Annotated in this window: 12 protein-coding genes; 9 read left to right on the top strand and 3 right to left on the bottom strand. The window is 68.7% G+C overall.

Features of this window, described 5'->3' with window-relative positions; translation table 11 throughout:
- The first annotated feature begins 54 nt into the window (after positions 1-54).
- Both ACIHAO_RS36765 and ACIHAO_RS36770 read left to right on the top strand, forming a co-directional pair.
- A complete protein-coding gene (locus tag ACIHAO_RS36765) occupies positions 55-1,356 on the top strand; it encodes a bifunctional o-acetylhomoserine/o-acetylserine sulfhydrylase (RefSeq protein ID WP_396565879.1) in 1,302 nt (433 codons plus the stop codon).
- Positions 1,353-2,474, top strand: coding sequence for a homoserine O-acetyltransferase (locus ACIHAO_RS36770; RefSeq protein ID WP_396565881.1), 1,122 nt, complete (start codon positions 1,353-1,355; stop codon positions 2,472-2,474). Before ACIHAO_RS36765 ends, ACIHAO_RS36770 begins: the two co-directional genes overlap by 4 nt.
- A 170-nt stretch (positions 2,475-2,644) precedes the next feature.
- On the opposite strand, the gene ACIHAO_RS36775 is transcribed toward ACIHAO_RS36770, so the two are convergent.
- Both ACIHAO_RS36775 and ACIHAO_RS36780 read right to left on the bottom strand, forming a co-directional pair.
- Positions 2,645-3,142 carry a hypothetical protein gene (locus tag ACIHAO_RS36775; protein ID WP_125792007.1) on the bottom strand — a complete coding sequence of 166 codons (498 nt, stop codon included), beginning with the start codon at positions 3,140-3,142 and terminating at the stop codon, positions 2,645-2,647.
- Positions 3,143-3,199: 57 nt separating this feature from the next.
- Entirely contained in the window at positions 3,200-3,790 is a 591-nt protein-coding gene (locus ACIHAO_RS36780) for a TetR/AcrR family transcriptional regulator (protein WP_396565884.1), read from the bottom strand.
- Between the two features lie 151 nt (positions 3,791-3,941).
- Here ACIHAO_RS36780 and ACIHAO_RS36785 point away from each other — a divergent pair, with 151 nt between their 5' ends.
- The 7 genes from ACIHAO_RS36785 to ACIHAO_RS36815 all read left to right on the top strand — a co-directional run bounded on the left by ACIHAO_RS36785 (position 3,942) and on the right by ACIHAO_RS36815 (position 12,420).
- The gene (locus ACIHAO_RS36785) at positions 3,942-4,751 is read left to right on the top strand and encodes an SGNH/GDSL hydrolase family protein (protein WP_396565886.1); all 810 of its coding nucleotides are present in this window, start codon (positions 3,942-3,944) and stop codon (positions 4,749-4,751) included.
- 148 nt (positions 4,752-4,899) lie between these two features.
- Positions 4,900-6,513, top strand: coding sequence for a carboxyl transferase domain-containing protein (locus ACIHAO_RS36790; protein ID WP_396565888.1), 1,614 nt, complete (start codon positions 4,900-4,902; stop codon positions 6,511-6,513).
- A 94-nt stretch (positions 6,514-6,607) separates the two neighbouring features.
- A complete protein-coding gene (locus ACIHAO_RS36795) occupies positions 6,608-8,593 on the top strand; it encodes an acetyl/propionyl/methylcrotonyl-CoA carboxylase subunit alpha (protein ID WP_396565890.1) in 1,986 nt (661 codons plus the stop codon).
- Positions 8,590-9,744, top strand: a complete 1,155-nt coding sequence (locus ACIHAO_RS36800) for an acyl-CoA dehydrogenase family protein (protein ID WP_396565892.1) — start codon at positions 8,590-8,592, stop codon at positions 9,742-9,744. Before ACIHAO_RS36795 ends, ACIHAO_RS36800 begins: the two co-directional genes overlap by 4 nt.
- Positions 9,745-9,790: 46 nt before the next feature.
- Positions 9,791-10,297 carry a GNAT family N-acetyltransferase gene (locus ACIHAO_RS36805; RefSeq protein WP_396565894.1) on the top strand — a complete coding sequence of 169 codons (507 nt, stop codon included), beginning with the start codon at positions 9,791-9,793 and terminating at the stop codon, positions 10,295-10,297.
- Between the two features lie 86 nt (positions 10,298-10,383).
- On the top strand, positions 10,384-11,247 hold the full coding sequence (locus tag ACIHAO_RS36810; protein ID WP_396565896.1) for an SDR family oxidoreductase: 864 nt from the start codon (positions 10,384-10,386) through the stop codon (positions 11,245-11,247).
- A gap of 117 nt (positions 11,248-11,364) precedes the next feature.
- Positions 11,365-12,420: an alpha/beta fold hydrolase gene (locus ACIHAO_RS36815; protein WP_396565898.1), complete on the top strand. Its 1,056-nt coding sequence runs from the start codon at positions 11,365-11,367 to the stop codon at positions 12,418-12,420.
- A 3-nt stretch (positions 12,421-12,423) separates the two neighbouring features.
- On the opposite strand, the gene ACIHAO_RS36820 is transcribed toward ACIHAO_RS36815, so the two are convergent.
- A complete protein-coding gene (locus ACIHAO_RS36820) occupies positions 12,424-13,392 on the bottom strand; it encodes an MASE1 domain-containing protein (RefSeq protein WP_396565900.1) in 969 nt (322 codons plus the stop codon).
- Positions 13,393-13,676 lie beyond the last annotated feature (284 nt).

Below are 13,676 nucleotides of genomic sequence, written 5' to 3' on the forward strand. Positions count from 1 at the left end.
GGAGCTAGCTTCGGTGACAACAGCCGAAACCCTTGAACCGCTAGGAGAATCGCGATGAGCGCGGACGGATGGTCGTTCGAGACCAAGCAGATCCACGCGGGTGCGGCGCCGGACACGGCCACCGGTGCGCGGGCGACCCCGATCTACCAGACCACCTCGTACGTGTTCCGCGACAGCCAGCACGGCGCCGATCTCTTCAGCCTCGCCGAGCCTGGCAACATCTACACCCGGATCAACAACCCCACGCAGGACGTGCTGGAGCAGCGGCTCGCCGCGCTCGAAGGCGGCGTCGCGGCGCTGGCGTTCGCCTCCGGGAGCGCGGCCACGACGGCGGCCATCCTCAACCTCGCGAACGCGGGCGACCACTTCGTCTCCAGCCCGGCGCTCTACGGCGGCACCTACAACCTCTTCCACTACACGCTGCCGAAACTCGGCATCGAGGTCTCGTTCGTCGAGGACCAGGACGACATCGAGCAGTGGAAGGCGGCCGTCCGGCCCAACACCAAGCTGTTCTTCGCCGAGACGCTGGCCAACCCGGGCAGCAACGTGCTCGACATCCGCGCGGTCGCCGACGCCGCGCACGAATCCGGTGTCCCGCTGGTCGTGGACAACACCGTGCCGACGCCGTACCTGGTGCGCCCGATCGAGCACGGCGCCGACATCGTGGTCCACTCGGCCACCAAGTACCTCGGCGGCCACGGCACCACGGTCGCCGGCGTGCTGGTCGACGGCGGCACCTTCGACTTCGGCAAGGACCCCGGGCGCTTCCCGGGCTTCAACGAGGCCGACCCGAGCTACCACGGCCTCAAGTACTGGGAGGCACTCGGCCCGGGCGCGTACGCCGCCAAGGCCCGCGTCCAGATCCTGCGTGACACCGGCGCCGCGATCGCGCCGCTGAACAGTTTCCTGATCCTGCAAGGGATCGAGACGCTTTCGCTGCGACTGGAGCGGCACGTGTCCAATGCGCAGGCGCTGGCCGAGTGGCTGGAGCAGCGCGACGAGGTCGAGAAGGTGTACTACGCCGGGCTGCCGTCGAGCCCGTACCACGAGGCCGCGAAGAAGTACCTGCCGAAGGGGGCCGGCGCGGTGCTGTCGTTCGACCTGCGCGGCGGTGCCGAAGCGGGACGGGCCTTTGTGGACGGTACCGAACTGCACAGCCAGCTGGTCAACATCGGCGACGTGCGCAGTCTCATTGTGCACCCGGCCTCGACGACGCACAGCCAGCTCACGCCGGAGGAGCAGGCGTCCAGCGGGGTCACGCCGGGTCTCGTGCGGCTCGCCGTCGGGCTGGAAGGGATCGAGGACCTCAAGGCCGATCTCGAGGCCGGATTCCGGGCGGCCAAGGCGGCTCTGTGACCGAGGCTTCCGATCTCCCTCCCGCCACCGGTGCGTGGCGGGAGGGAGATCCGCCCGGTCGACGCCGGTTCGTCAGCGGCGTCCGGACGCTCGAAACCGGCGGGACGCTGCCTTTCACGCTCGCCTACGAGACCTGGGGAACACTGAACGCCAGTGCCTCCAACGCGATCCTCGTCGAGCACGCGCTGACCGGGGACAGTCACGCAGTCGGTCCCGCGGAGGAAGGCCACGTCAGCCCCGGCTGGTGGGACGGCCTGATCGGGCCGGGCAAGGCCATCGACACGGACGCGTTCTTCGTCGTGGTCCCGAACGTGCTCGGCGGCTGCCAGGGCTCGACCGGCCCGTCTTCGCCGCATCCGGACGGAAAGCCTTGGGGTAGCAGGTTTCCCGGCGTGACCGTGCGGGACCAGGTCGGCGCCGAAACCGTCCTCGCCGACGCGCTGGGCATCGGCCGGTGGGCCGCGGTGGCAGGCGGATCCATGGGCGGGATGCGCGCGCTGGAATGGGCGGTGAGCGAACCGGACCGGGTCGAGGCACTGCTCGTCCTCGCGTCGACGGCGCGGGCGTCGGCCGACCAGATCGCCTGGGCGGCGCCGCAACTGCACGCCATCCGCGCCGATCCGGGCTGGCACGGCGGCGACTATCACGACATTCCCGGCGGCGGCCCGGACGCCGGTCTCGGCATCGCGCGCCGTATCGCACACGCGACCTACCGCAGCGAAGCCGAACTGTCGCAACGCTTCGGCCGTCGGTACCAGGACGGCGAAGACCCATTGCGCGGCGGGCGTTTCGCCGTCGAGTCCTATTTGGACCATCACGCCGGGAAGCTTTCCCGCCGGTTCGACGCCGGCAGTTACGTGGTGCTCACCGAATCGATGAACACCCACGACGTCGGCCGCGGGCGGGGTGGCGCCGCGAACGCGCTCGGCCGGATCACCGCGCGCACCGTCGCGGCCGGGGTGGACAGTGACCGGCTCTACCCGCTGTACCAGTCGCGGGCCATCGCGGACGGGATCGACGGGGCGGAGTTCGCCGTCATCGGCTCACCTTACGGGCACGACTCGTTCCTGATCGAGACCGAGCAGATCGGGCGGCTGGTGAAACTCCTGCTCGATTAGGCCGCGGTGCCTGTCGGCGCGGGAAGGTGCCGTCGCGAAAGCCACTTTCGCAACGTTGAAGGTTGCGAAAGTGGCTTTCGCAACGTGTCTCCGCCGGATCGCTCGCCCTGCCGCCGGTGCTCAGTGTCCCCAAGCCGTCGGCAAGCGACACCCGGCTGAGCCAAGCCCGGCTAGTCCGCGACGGCGTCCGAGATCCACGGCGCCACCGGCAGGTCCCGGTCCAGGCATTCCGCCGACAGCCGGATCGTCCAGCGCAGCGCCTGCAGCACCAAACTGTCGACCTCGTCCGGCGCGGCGTTGGCGAGCGCGATCTCGACCTGTTCCTGCGCGGCCTCGCTGTTGCCGTGCACCTCGGCCAGCAGTGTGCGCACGGCCGTCCGCACGGGCGGGTCCGCCTGGTCGATCGAGACCTCTTCACCGTCCTCGTCGAACACCTGCACCTTGACCGGCGCGCTCCCGCCGTCGCCGAGAGTGGACACCATGGCGCTGCATTCGCCGAACAGCATCATCACGAGTTCTTTGGTCTCTTCGGAGCGGGCCTGTGGCTCGACGGCGGTCGGCGAGAGCTCGTCGAGCGCCTCGGCGTCCTCCCCGAGGCTGATCGCCACGAGCGCACGCTGCGCCTTTTCGACGAGCCTCCGCTCGTACTCGCTCCTGTCCGGCTCCACGTGCCTATCAAACACCAGAGGACGGAAAAGTGGGGATAGGACGAAACCCGGACGTGGTCACTTCGCGGCGTGCAGTGCACCCAGCGCGAGACGGCAGAGCATCTCGGCCAGTTCGCTGTCACCGAGATGGCGGTTGTACGGCGTCGAGTTGATCAACCCGAAGACCGCGTGCGCCGCCGAGCGCGCCTGACGCTCGCCGATCCCGGGGACGGCGTCGCTGATCGCGCGCACCCAGACCTCGACGTACTGGCGCTGCAGGGCGCGGACCTGTTTGCGGTCACTGTCGGTGAGGTTGGCGAGGTTGCGTTCCTGCACGGTGATCAACGCGGGATGCGCGAGCGCGAATTCGACGTGAAAATGCACCAGTGCATCGAGAACCTCGCCCGGCTCGTCCCGCTGACTCGCCCTCGCCGTCCCGCCGTCGAGCAGATAGCGGCTGATCGAGTTCAGCATCTCGCCGAGAATGGCGTCCTTGCTGCGGAAATGCCGGTACAGCGCCGGGCCGGAGATGCCGACGGCCGCGCCGATGTCGTCGATCCCGACGCCGTGAAACCCGTGGTGGGCGAAGAGCTCGGCGGCGGCGGACATGATCTGTTCGCGCCTGTTCGCCTTCTCGCCGTTCACGAGTGGGGTGGGGTTCGCCGGCATCTGGCCATATTAAGGCCGCGTGTTAGCGAGCGCTAACACGCGGCCGTACTTCCAGCCTGGGCCAAGCGGGTTACCTGGGGAAATGACCCTTTTGCGTGGAGCTACCACCTGGTAATGCTGTGTCTCGTTAACTTGTCACGAAGGAGTGACCATGGCCGTCCCTGCTCGGATCAAAGCTCTTTCCTTCACTCGTTCAGTCGCGGCCCTGGGGGTCGCTGTCCTTGCCACCTTCGGTCTCGCGGGCACCGCCCAAGCGGCGACCAACTACGTGGCGCTCGGTGACTCGTACTCGTCCGGCGTCGGTGCCGGCAGCTACGGGAACTCGGGCGACTGCATGCGCAGTGCCAACGCCTATCCCCAGCTGTGGGCCAACGCCCACGCCGGGACCACGTTCAAGTTCGCCGCGTGCTCGGGGGCGCGCACCGGCGACGTCCTCAACCAGATCGCGAACGTCACCTCCAGCGCCACGCTGGTGACGGTCTCGGTCGGCGGCAACGACGCCGGGTTCGCCGACGTCATGACCACCTGCACCACCGGCAGCGACCAGACCTGCATCAACCGGGTCAACACCGCGAAGACGTACGTGAACAACACGCTTCCCGGGCTGCTGAACAACGTCTACAGCAAGATCAAGGCCAAGGCGCCCGGCGCGCAGCTGGTCGTGCTCGGATACCCGCGCTTCTACACGGTGCCGGGTTCGTGCTCTGTCGGGCTGAGCGACACCAAGCGCACGGCGATCAACTCGGGCTCCGACACGCTCGCGTCGGTGCTCTCGGCCCGCGCCGCCGCGAACGGCGCGAAGTTCGTCGACGTGCGGGGTGCCTTCACCGGGCACAACATCTGCTCGTCGGCCAACGATTACCTGCACAGCCTCACCTGGCCGATCGTGAACTCGTACCACCCGACGGCCGCCGGTCAGCGGGGCGGCTACTACAACCCGCTGGTCTCCGCGATCGGCTGATCGTTTCGCGCGTGAAGGCCCCCTTCCCTCGGCTGAGCCGAGTGAAGGGGGCCTTCACGCGCTTCGAGGAGTGCGGTGGACAGAGCGGGTTAGCAGGCGTTAACCTACGAGGGCAAGTTAACGACGGCTAACTTGGCGACGAGGAGCCATGGACACACCCGTACTGAGCACTTCGGCCGATCCGGGCAGCGACGAGTACGCCCGCAGCGTCACCTCCCACGCCGAGCTGGTCGAAGACCTGCGCAAGCGGCTCGCCGCCGCCCGGCTCGGGGGCCCGGAGAAATCCCGCACCCGCCACGTCGAGCGGGGCAAACTCCTGCCACGCGACCGGGTCGACACCCTCCTCGACCCGGGTTCGCCGTTCCTGGAGCTGTCCCCGCTGGCCGCCACCGGACTGTACGACGACGAAGCGCCTTCGGCCGGGATCATCACCGGGATCGGGCGGGTCTCCGGCCGCGAATGCGTGATCGTCGCCAACGACGCCACGGTCAAGGGCGGCACCTACTACCCGATGACCGTCAAGAAGCACCTGCGCGCGCAAGAGGTCGCGCTGCACAACAACCTGCCGTGCGTCTACCTGGTGGACTCCGGCGGCGCGTTCCTGCCGAGGCAGGACGAGGTCTTCCCGGATCGTGAGCACTTCGGCCGGATCTTCTACAACCAGGCCACGATGTCCGCACGCGGCATCCCGCAGATCGCCGCCGTGCTCGGCTCCTGCACGGCGGGCGGCGCGTACGTCCCCGCGATGAGCGACGAAGCGGTCATCGTGCGGAACCAGGGCACCATCTTCCTCGGCGGCCCGCCGCTGGTGAAGGCCGCGACGGGCGAGGTCGTCACGGCCGAAGAGCTCGGCGGCGGCGACGTCCACTCGCGCCAGTCCGGCGTCACCGACCACCTGGCCGAGGACGACGCCGACGCCCTGCGCATCGTTCGCTCGATCGTGTCGACTTTGGGCCCGCGGACGCCACGTCCGTGGGACGTCCTCCCGACGGAGGCCCCGGCCGCCGACCCGAACGAGTTGTACGGCGTGGTCCCGACCGACCCGCGCGTGCCGTACGACGTCCGCGAGGTCATCGCGAGGATCGTCGACGGCAGCCGGTTCGGCGAGTTCAAGAAGGAGTACGGCTCGACGCTGGTCACCGGATTCGCCAGGATCCACGGCCACCCCGTCGGCATCATCGCGAACAACGGCGTGCTGTTCGCCGAGTCCGCGATGAAGGGCGCGCACTTCATCGAGCTGTGCGACAAACGCTCGATCCCGCTGCTGTTCCTGCAGAACATCACCGGCTTCATGGTCGGCCGCGCCTACGAGGCGGGCGGCATCGCCAAACACGGCGCGAAGATGGTCACCGCGGTGGCCTGCGCGCGCGTGCCGAAGCTGACCGTCGTCATCGGCGGCTCGTTCGGCGCGGGCAACTATTCGATGTGCGGCCGCGCGTACTCGCCGCGGTTCCTGTGGATGTGGCCGAACGCGCGGATCTCGGTGATGGGCGGCGAGCAGGCGGCGTCGGTGCTGTCCACCGTCCGCCGGGACGCCATCGAGGCGCGCGGCGGTGACTGGTCCGCCGAGGACGAAGAGGCGTTCAAGGATCCGATCCGCGAGCAGTACGAGGCGCAGGGCAGCCCGTACTACTCGACGGCGCGGCTGTGGGACGACGGCGTGATCGACCCGGCGGACACCCGCACGGTGCTCGGCCTCGCGCTGTCCGCGGCGGCCAACGCGCCACTTTCCGATGTCAACTACGGCGTCTTCAGGATGTGAGCGCGACGATGCAGAGGATCGTGCTACTCGGCCGAAGCCGTTGCACTGTGTACGACCCGAACCCGCGCGCCGCCGGAAAACACAGGATGTGAGCATGTTCGACACGGTTCTGGTCGCCAACCGCGGGGAGATCGCGGTCCGCGTGATCCGCTCGCTGCGGGGGCTCGGTATCCGTTCGGTCGCGGTGTACAGCGACGCGGACGCCGACGCCCGGCACGTCCGGGAGGCGCACACCGCAGTCCGTATCGGCCCGGCCGAAGCGGCGAAAAGCTACCTGTCCATCCCGGCGATCGTCCGGGCGGCGCTCGACACGGGCGCGCAGGCGGTCCATCCCGGCTACGGCTTCCTCGCGGAGAACGCGGAATTCGCCCGTGCCTGCGCCGAGGCGGGCCTGGTCTTCATCGGCCCTCCGGTCGAGGCGATCGACGCCATGGGCGACAAGATCCGCGCCAAGGCGACGGTGTCCGAGGCCGGTGTGCCGGTGGTGCCCGGAGCGTCCGATGTGGACATTCCGGAAGGCGGTTTCGCCGCCGCCGCGGAGAAGGTCGGGTTCCCACTGCTGATCAAGCCGTCCGCCGGTGGTGGCGGCAAGGGGATGCGGCTGGTCAACGAACTGTCCGAATTGGACGCCGCAGTCGAGTCCGCCCGCCGTGAGGCCAAGGGTTCCTTCGGTGACGACACACTGCTCATGGAGCGGTTCGTCACCACGCCACGCCATATCGAGATCCAGGTACTCGCCGACACCCACGGCAACGTGATCCACCTCGGTGAGCGCGAATGCAGCCTGCAACGGCGGCACCAGAAGATCATCGAAGAGGCGCCGTCCGTACTCCTCGACGAAGCCACGCGCGCGAAAATGGGCGCGTCCGCGGTCGAGGCCGCGCGCTCGGTGGGCTACGTCGGCGCGGGGACGGTCGAATTCATCGTGTCGGCCACCGCGCCCGGCGAGTTCTTCTTCATGGAGATGAACACCCGCCTGCAGGTCGAGCATCCGGTGACCGAACTCGTGACCGGGCTCGACCTCGTCGAGTGGCAGGTCAAGATCGCCGCCGGTGACGTGCTCACCGTGTCGCAGGACGACGTCCGGCTCGACGGCCACGCCGTCGAAGCCCGCGTCTACGCCGAAGACCCCGCTCGCGGCTTCATCCCGACGGGGGGAACCGTGCTCGCGGTCCACGAACCGTCCGGTGAGGGCGTGCGCGTCGACTCGTGGATGAGCGAAGGCGCGGTCATCGGCTCGAACTACGACCCGATGCTGGCCAAGGTCATCGCCTGGGGTCCGGACCGCGCGGCCGCGTTGCACCGGCTCGACCTGGCGCTCGCGGACACCGCGTTGCTCGGCGTCGGCACGAACATCGCCTTCCTGCGCGGGCTCCTCGCCGACGGCGACGTCCGCGACGGCAAGCTCGACACCGGGCTCGTCGATCGCCGATTGTCCACTTTGGTCTCCGAAGAAGTGCCGCCGGAGTTCTTCGTGGCGGCGGCGCTCGACCGGCTGCTTTCCTTGCAGCCGAAGGGTTCCGTCGTCGATCCGTGGGATGTTCCCGACGGCTGGCGGCTCGGTGCCTCCGGCGGTATCGACTTCGCGCTGAAGTCGGGAAGCTCCGAAGTCGTCGTGCGGGTGCAGGGCACCCCGGCGAACGCGCTCGTAAGCGTCGACGGCGCCGATCCCGTGCGGGTTTCCGCGCGGCGCGAGGGAGACCTGCTGGAAGTCCGGCATCCCACCGGTTTCCACCGGTACCGGCACGCAGTCGGGGCCGGAAGGACCGTGTGGCTCGCGCGTGACGGTCACAGCTTCGCGATCGGCGAGCGCGAAAGGCTGCGGTCGGCCGCCGGGGCCGCGGGTGGCGCCGGACCGGTCACCAGCCCGATGCCCGGAACCGTGCTGGTGGTCAAGGCCGCCGCCGGTGACGTGGTGAGCGCCGGGACGCCGCTCGTGGTCGTCGAGGCGATGAAGATGGAGCACACGATCACCGCGCCGATCGACGGCGTGGTCAGCGAACTCCCCGTCCGGGTGGGCCAACAGGTCGCGCTGGACGAGACGGTAGCCGTTGTGACACCCCAAAAGGATGGCCAATGATCGACTTTCGACTGGATGACGAGTACGAGGCGCTGCGCAAGACGGTCGAGGAATTCGCGCGCTCCGAGGTCGCCCCGGTCATCGGCGACCTCTACGAGCGGGAGGAGTTCCCGTACGAGATCGTCGCGAAGATGGCCGAGATGGGCTTGTTCGGCCTGCCCTTCCCCGAGGAGTACGGCGGCATGGGCGGCGACTACTTCGCGCTCTGCCTGACCTTGGAGGAACTGGCGCGCGTCGATTCCTCGGTCGCGATCACCGTCGAGGCCGGTGTTTCCCTTGGCGCCATGCCGATCCACCGGTTCGGCACCGAGGAACAGAAGCAGAAGTGGCTCCCGGAGTTGTGCGCCGGCACCGCGCTCGGCGCCTTCGGGCTCACCGAACCCGGCGGCGGTTCGGACGCGGGCGCCACCCGCACGCGCGCGAAACTCGACGGCGACACCTGGGTGATCAACGGCAGCAAGTCGTTCATCACCAACTCCGGCACCGACATCACGAAACTGGTCACGGTCACCGCCGTCACCGACGTGAAGGAGAACGGCCGCAAGGAGATCTCGGCGATCATCGTGCCGTCCGGCACGCCGGGCTTCGCCGTCGCGCCGAAGTATTCCAAGGTCGGCTGGAACTGCTCGGACACGCACGAGCTCTCGTTCGACGACGTCCGCGTCCCGGCCGAGAACCTGGTCGGGGAACGCGGCCGCGGTTACGCCCAGTTCCTGTCCATTTTGGATGAAGGCCGGGTCGCGATCGCCGCGCTGAGCGTCGGGCTCGCACAGGGCTGCGTCGACGAATGCCTGCGGTATGTCAAGGAACGCGAGGCGTTCGGGCACAAGATCGGTGAATACCAGGCGATCCAGTTCAAGATCGCCGACATGGAGGTGCGCACGCACACCGCGAGGCTGGCGTACTACGCGGCGGCGTCGAAGATGCTGCGCGGTGAGCCGTTCAAGAAGGAGGCGTCGATCGCGAAGCTCGTCGCGTCGAACGCCGCCATGGACAACGCGCGCGAGGCGACGCAGATCTTCGGCGGGTACGGCTTCATGAACGAGTTCCCGGTGAGCCGTTTCTACCGGGACGCGAAGATCCTGGAGATCGGGGAGGGGACCTCGGAGGTGCAGCGGATGCTGATCGCACGGCACCTCGGCGTCGCCTGACCCGACAGAACACCCGCGCACCCTCGCGATGTTGTAGAACGGAAGCATGAGCGATTTCGTCATCCGCAAGGGTGGTTCCGGGGACTTCCCAACGCTGCTGGACATGTTCGACGAGGCCGTCGCGTGGCTGGCCGGACGCGGCAGCGCGGGGCAGTGGGGGACCGAGCCGTGGTCCACGATCCCGAAGCGGATCGAGCGGGTGCGCGGGATGGCGGACGGGCCGGGGCTGTACATCGCCGAGGTGGACGGCCAGGCGGCCGGGGCGACCATCCTCGGTGACCGTTTTCCGCACGTTTCGCCGGCCGGCGAGCCGGAGATCTACCTCGGCCTGCTGCTGACCTCGCGCCGGTTCGCGGGCCACCGGGTCGGCTCGCGGCTGATCGAGTTCGCGCTGGCCGAGGCGCGGGAACGCGGTATCGGGCTGGTGCGGGTCGACTGCTGGGCCGGTGGCGACGGCGACCTTCAGCGTTACTACGAGAGCCAGGGCTTCAAGCCGACGGAACGTTTCGACGTCAAGGGCTGGATCGGGCAGGTGTTCGAGCAACGCCCGTAGGACTGGCGTCCGCGCGGCTTCGGGTGCACCATAGTTGACACATCGCCAACAGTGCCCCGGACAGCGAAGTCGCAGAGGAGACCGGCATGGCCAAGCGTGAACGTTCCCTGGCGGGCAAGGTCGTCGTGATCACCGGAGCGGCGCAGGGCATCGGGGCCAGTACCGCGACGGCACTGTCCCGGCTCGGCGCCAAGGTGGTCATCGGCGACCTGGACCAGGTCCTCGCCGAGAAGACCGCCGCCGAACTGGGCGCGGAGGCGCTGCCGCTCGACGTCACCGACACACGCGGCTTCACCGAGTTCCTCGACGAGGTCGAGCGGCGCGTCGGCCCGATCGACGTGCTGATCAACAACGCGGGCATCATGCCGCTCGCGCCGCTCGAAGAAGAGGACGACGCGGCGACCCGCAGGCTGCTCGAGATCAACCTGCACGCGGTCATCCACGGCACCAGGGAAGCCGTGAAGCGGATGCGCCCGCGTGGCACCGGCCACATCGTCAACATCGCCTCGATGGCGGGCAAGGCCGGCTTCCCCGGTGCGGCCACCTACTGCGCGACGAAACACGCCGTCGTCGGGTTGTCGGAATCGGTGCATCTGGAATTGCACGGAACGGGCGTGCTGGTCTCCTGCGTGATGCCCGCGGTGGTCCGCACGGAACTGGCCAGCGGGCTCGGCGAGGCGAAGTTCTTCAAGTCGGTGCAGCCGGAAGATGTGGCGCAGGCCATTGTCGATGCGTTACGCCGTCCCAAGTTCGACGTCTTCGTTCCCGCGTCGCTGGACGCCATGGGCAGGATCACACGGCTGCTTCCGCGCCGCCTCGGCGAGGGACTGATCCGCGCGCTCGGCGGCGACAAGATCCTGTCCTCCGCAACGCATTCCAGTGCTCGCGCGGAGTACGAATCGCGTGCCGCGCGGAGTGCCCCGGCGGCGGAAAAGGACGCCGATTCTTAACTCGTACGGCCTAGCGACTGTCCGAAATGGACGGCCTGTGACGGCCGCGGTGTTGAGTCGTGCGCCCCCAAGCGGCAAGATTACGTCTTACCGCGTTGATTCCCCAGGAGGCACACCATGGCCACACCCCCGGCACGGCTCGCCGCCGCCGCGTCGAACGTCGTCGGGAAGGTGCTGCACGGTGGGGTCGCCGATCTTCGCCCGGTGCCGCGTGTCCTGATCGACCAGGGCCCGAACCGCTCGCTGTACCGGCTGACGAACGGCAAGGCCCCGGCGTCGGGCCCGCCGGTGCTGCTCGTGCCGCCGCTGGCCGCGCCCGCGCTGTGCTTCGACCTGCGCCGCGGGTGCAGCCTCGCCGAGCACCTGGTCGACGGCGGCCGCAACACGTACCTGGTCGACTACGGGAACGTCGCCTTCTCCGACCGGCGTCTCGGCATCGAGCACTGGATCGAGGAAGTGCTCCCGCGCGCGATCCGCAAGGTCAGCGAGGACTCCGGCGGCCAGGGCGTGCACGTCGTCGCCTGGTGCCTCGGCGGGATCTTCTCCCTCCTGACCACCGCGGACCAGCCCGATCTGCCGATCGAGTCGATCGCGACCATCGCGTCGCCGTTCGACTTCACCGCGATCCCGCTGATCGCCCCGTTCCGCCCGCTGGTGGACCTCACCGGCGGCCACCTGCTGACCCCGTTCTACCGGGCGCTCGGCGGCGCACCGTCCTATTTGGTCAGCCGGGTCTTCCGGGCGACCGGGATCAGCAAGGAGATCACCAAACCCCTCGCCATCCTGAAGAATCTCGACGACCGGGACTATCTGGCGCAGATCGAGGCCGTCGACCACTTCATGGACAACATGATCGCCTACCCCGGGCGGACGTTCGGCCAGATCTACCACCGCTTCTTCCGCGCCAACGACCTCGCCGAGGGCACGGTCGACCTCAACGGCCGCATCATCGCGCTGTCCGGGATCAAGGTGCCGACGCTGGTCATCGCCGGGCAGAACGACACGATCGCCCCGCGCGCGGCCGTCGAACGGCTCACCGAACTGCTGGACAACTCGCCGTCGGTGACCTTCGAGACCGCGCCCGGCGGGCACCTCGGCGTGCTGACCGGCCGGAAGGCGCGCGGGACCACGTGGCGCTACCTCGACCGCTTCCTCGACGAACAGGTCGCCTGAGCCTCAGTCGTCCTTGCGCTGGGTCATGGCGCTGCGCAACGACTGGCGCGGTTCGATCAGGTCGACCATTTCGGTGATCTGGTGCCAGGCGTCGGTGATCTCGGCGGTCGCGCGATCGCGTTGCAGGACGATCGTGGACAACACGAGCGCCGTCAGCCCGACAGTGGCGTCGAAGGCCTGGACGTGCAGCATCCGCGCGGCCAGCTCGTAGGAACCGTAGGGACCGAGCCCGTGTATGGCGGCGAAGATCGTGAAGGTGCAGACGCACAAGGAACACATCAGCGCCCCCGCCTGCCGGAACCGCAGCGCCGCCCAGACGAGCACCGGGAAGACCACGAACAGTTTGGACATGGTGGTGGACGCGAGGAGCGCCGTGCCGAGCCCGGCCAGCGCGAGCGCCGCCGCCTCTCCCCAGCGAGCGAGCGAAATCCGCCTCGGCAGGCGGAATCTCGGCGCCAGGAGCAGCAACGGCGTGATCGTCAGGACGCCCATCGCGTCGCCGGTCCACCACACGAGCGCCGTCGCCCAGAAATCGCCGGGAACCAGTGCGCCGTCGAGGACCAGGACGCCGGTGCCCAGCACCGCGCTGACGGCGGTGCCGCCGATCGCCCCGACCACCACCAGGAGGACGGCGTCGGGAAGCCGGTCGAGCCGGTTGTGGCCACCCAGCCGCCGCATCACCGCGTAGGCCAGCATGGGGCCGATCGTGTTCCCCGATGAGATCACCAAGACCGCGACCGGCGAGGGACCGAAGGCGACGTTCGTCAGGAGGGCGCCGAGGAAGATCCCGGGCCAGTACCGCGGCCCCAGCAGCATCGGCACCGCCAGCGCGACACCCGCGGCCGGCCACAGCGGCGAGATCTGCTCGCGCACGATCGCCCACTGGATCCCGATCCGGGCGGCCGCGAAGTAGCAGATCGTCACGCCGAAGACGATGAGAAGCCAGCGTGCGGCGGGGGAGAGCTGTCTCATCGCGACTCCGGCCTTGGCGGGCTGGGAAGCTAAGAGAGTACCTCTGTCCGGCTGCCAAGGCCGTTCACTTGATGGTGTTGTCATTCTGTTGGTAATAAACGAAAAAAGGGCCCGTGCAGCTGCACGGGCGCCGGGTCTCGAGCGGTGAGGGGAGCTTCGGTCCAGGTGGTGGGGGGGGGGGGGAGTGTTTTTTTAAGAACAGATACCAAACCCACACCCCCCGCCCGGCGCAGTGGCGGGGGGGCGTTTTGTACGGGGTGGGGCGGGGGCGCGGAGCTGGGCCG

It is taken from the genome of Amycolatopsis sp. NPDC052450 (genome assembly GCF_044547565.1).
In the GTDB taxonomy this organism is placed as follows: domain Bacteria; phylum Actinomycetota; class Actinomycetes; order Mycobacteriales; family Pseudonocardiaceae; genus Amycolatopsis.

What these genes read in the sequence shown, in the direction of transcription:
- ACIHAO_RS36815 (WP_396565898.1), top strand. Translation starts at nt 11,365, where the DNA reads ATGGCCACACCCCCGGCACGGCTCGCCGCCGCCGCGTCGAACGTCGTC.
- ACIHAO_RS36820 (WP_396565900.1), bottom strand. Translation starts at nt 13,392, where the DNA reads ATGAGACAGCTCTCCCCCGCCGCACGCTGGCTTCTCATCGTCTTCGGC.
- ACIHAO_RS36805 (WP_396565894.1), top strand. Translation starts at nt 9,791, where the DNA reads ATGAGCGATTTCGTCATCCGCAAGGGTGGTTCCGGGGACTTCCCAACG.
- ACIHAO_RS36785 (WP_396565886.1), top strand. Translation starts at nt 3,942, where the DNA reads ATGGCCGTCCCTGCTCGGATCAAAGCTCTTTCCTTCACTCGTTCAGTC.
- ACIHAO_RS36795 (WP_396565890.1), top strand. Translation starts at nt 6,608, where the DNA reads ATGTTCGACACGGTTCTGGTCGCCAACCGCGGGGAGATCGCGGTCCGC.
- ACIHAO_RS36800 (WP_396565892.1), top strand. Translation starts at nt 8,590, where the DNA reads ATGATCGACTTTCGACTGGATGACGAGTACGAGGCGCTGCGCAAGACG.
- ACIHAO_RS36765 (WP_396565879.1), top strand. Translation starts at nt 55, where the DNA reads ATGAGCGCGGACGGATGGTCGTTCGAGACCAAGCAGATCCACGCGGGT.
- ACIHAO_RS36780 (WP_396565884.1), bottom strand. Translation starts at nt 3,790, where the DNA reads ATGCCGGCGAACCCCACCCCACTCGTGAACGGCGAGAAGGCGAACAGG.
- ACIHAO_RS36810 (WP_396565896.1), top strand. Translation starts at nt 10,384, where the DNA reads ATGGCCAAGCGTGAACGTTCCCTGGCGGGCAAGGTCGTCGTGATCACC.
- ACIHAO_RS36790 (WP_396565888.1), top strand. Translation starts at nt 4,900, where the DNA reads ATGGACACACCCGTACTGAGCACTTCGGCCGATCCGGGCAGCGACGAG.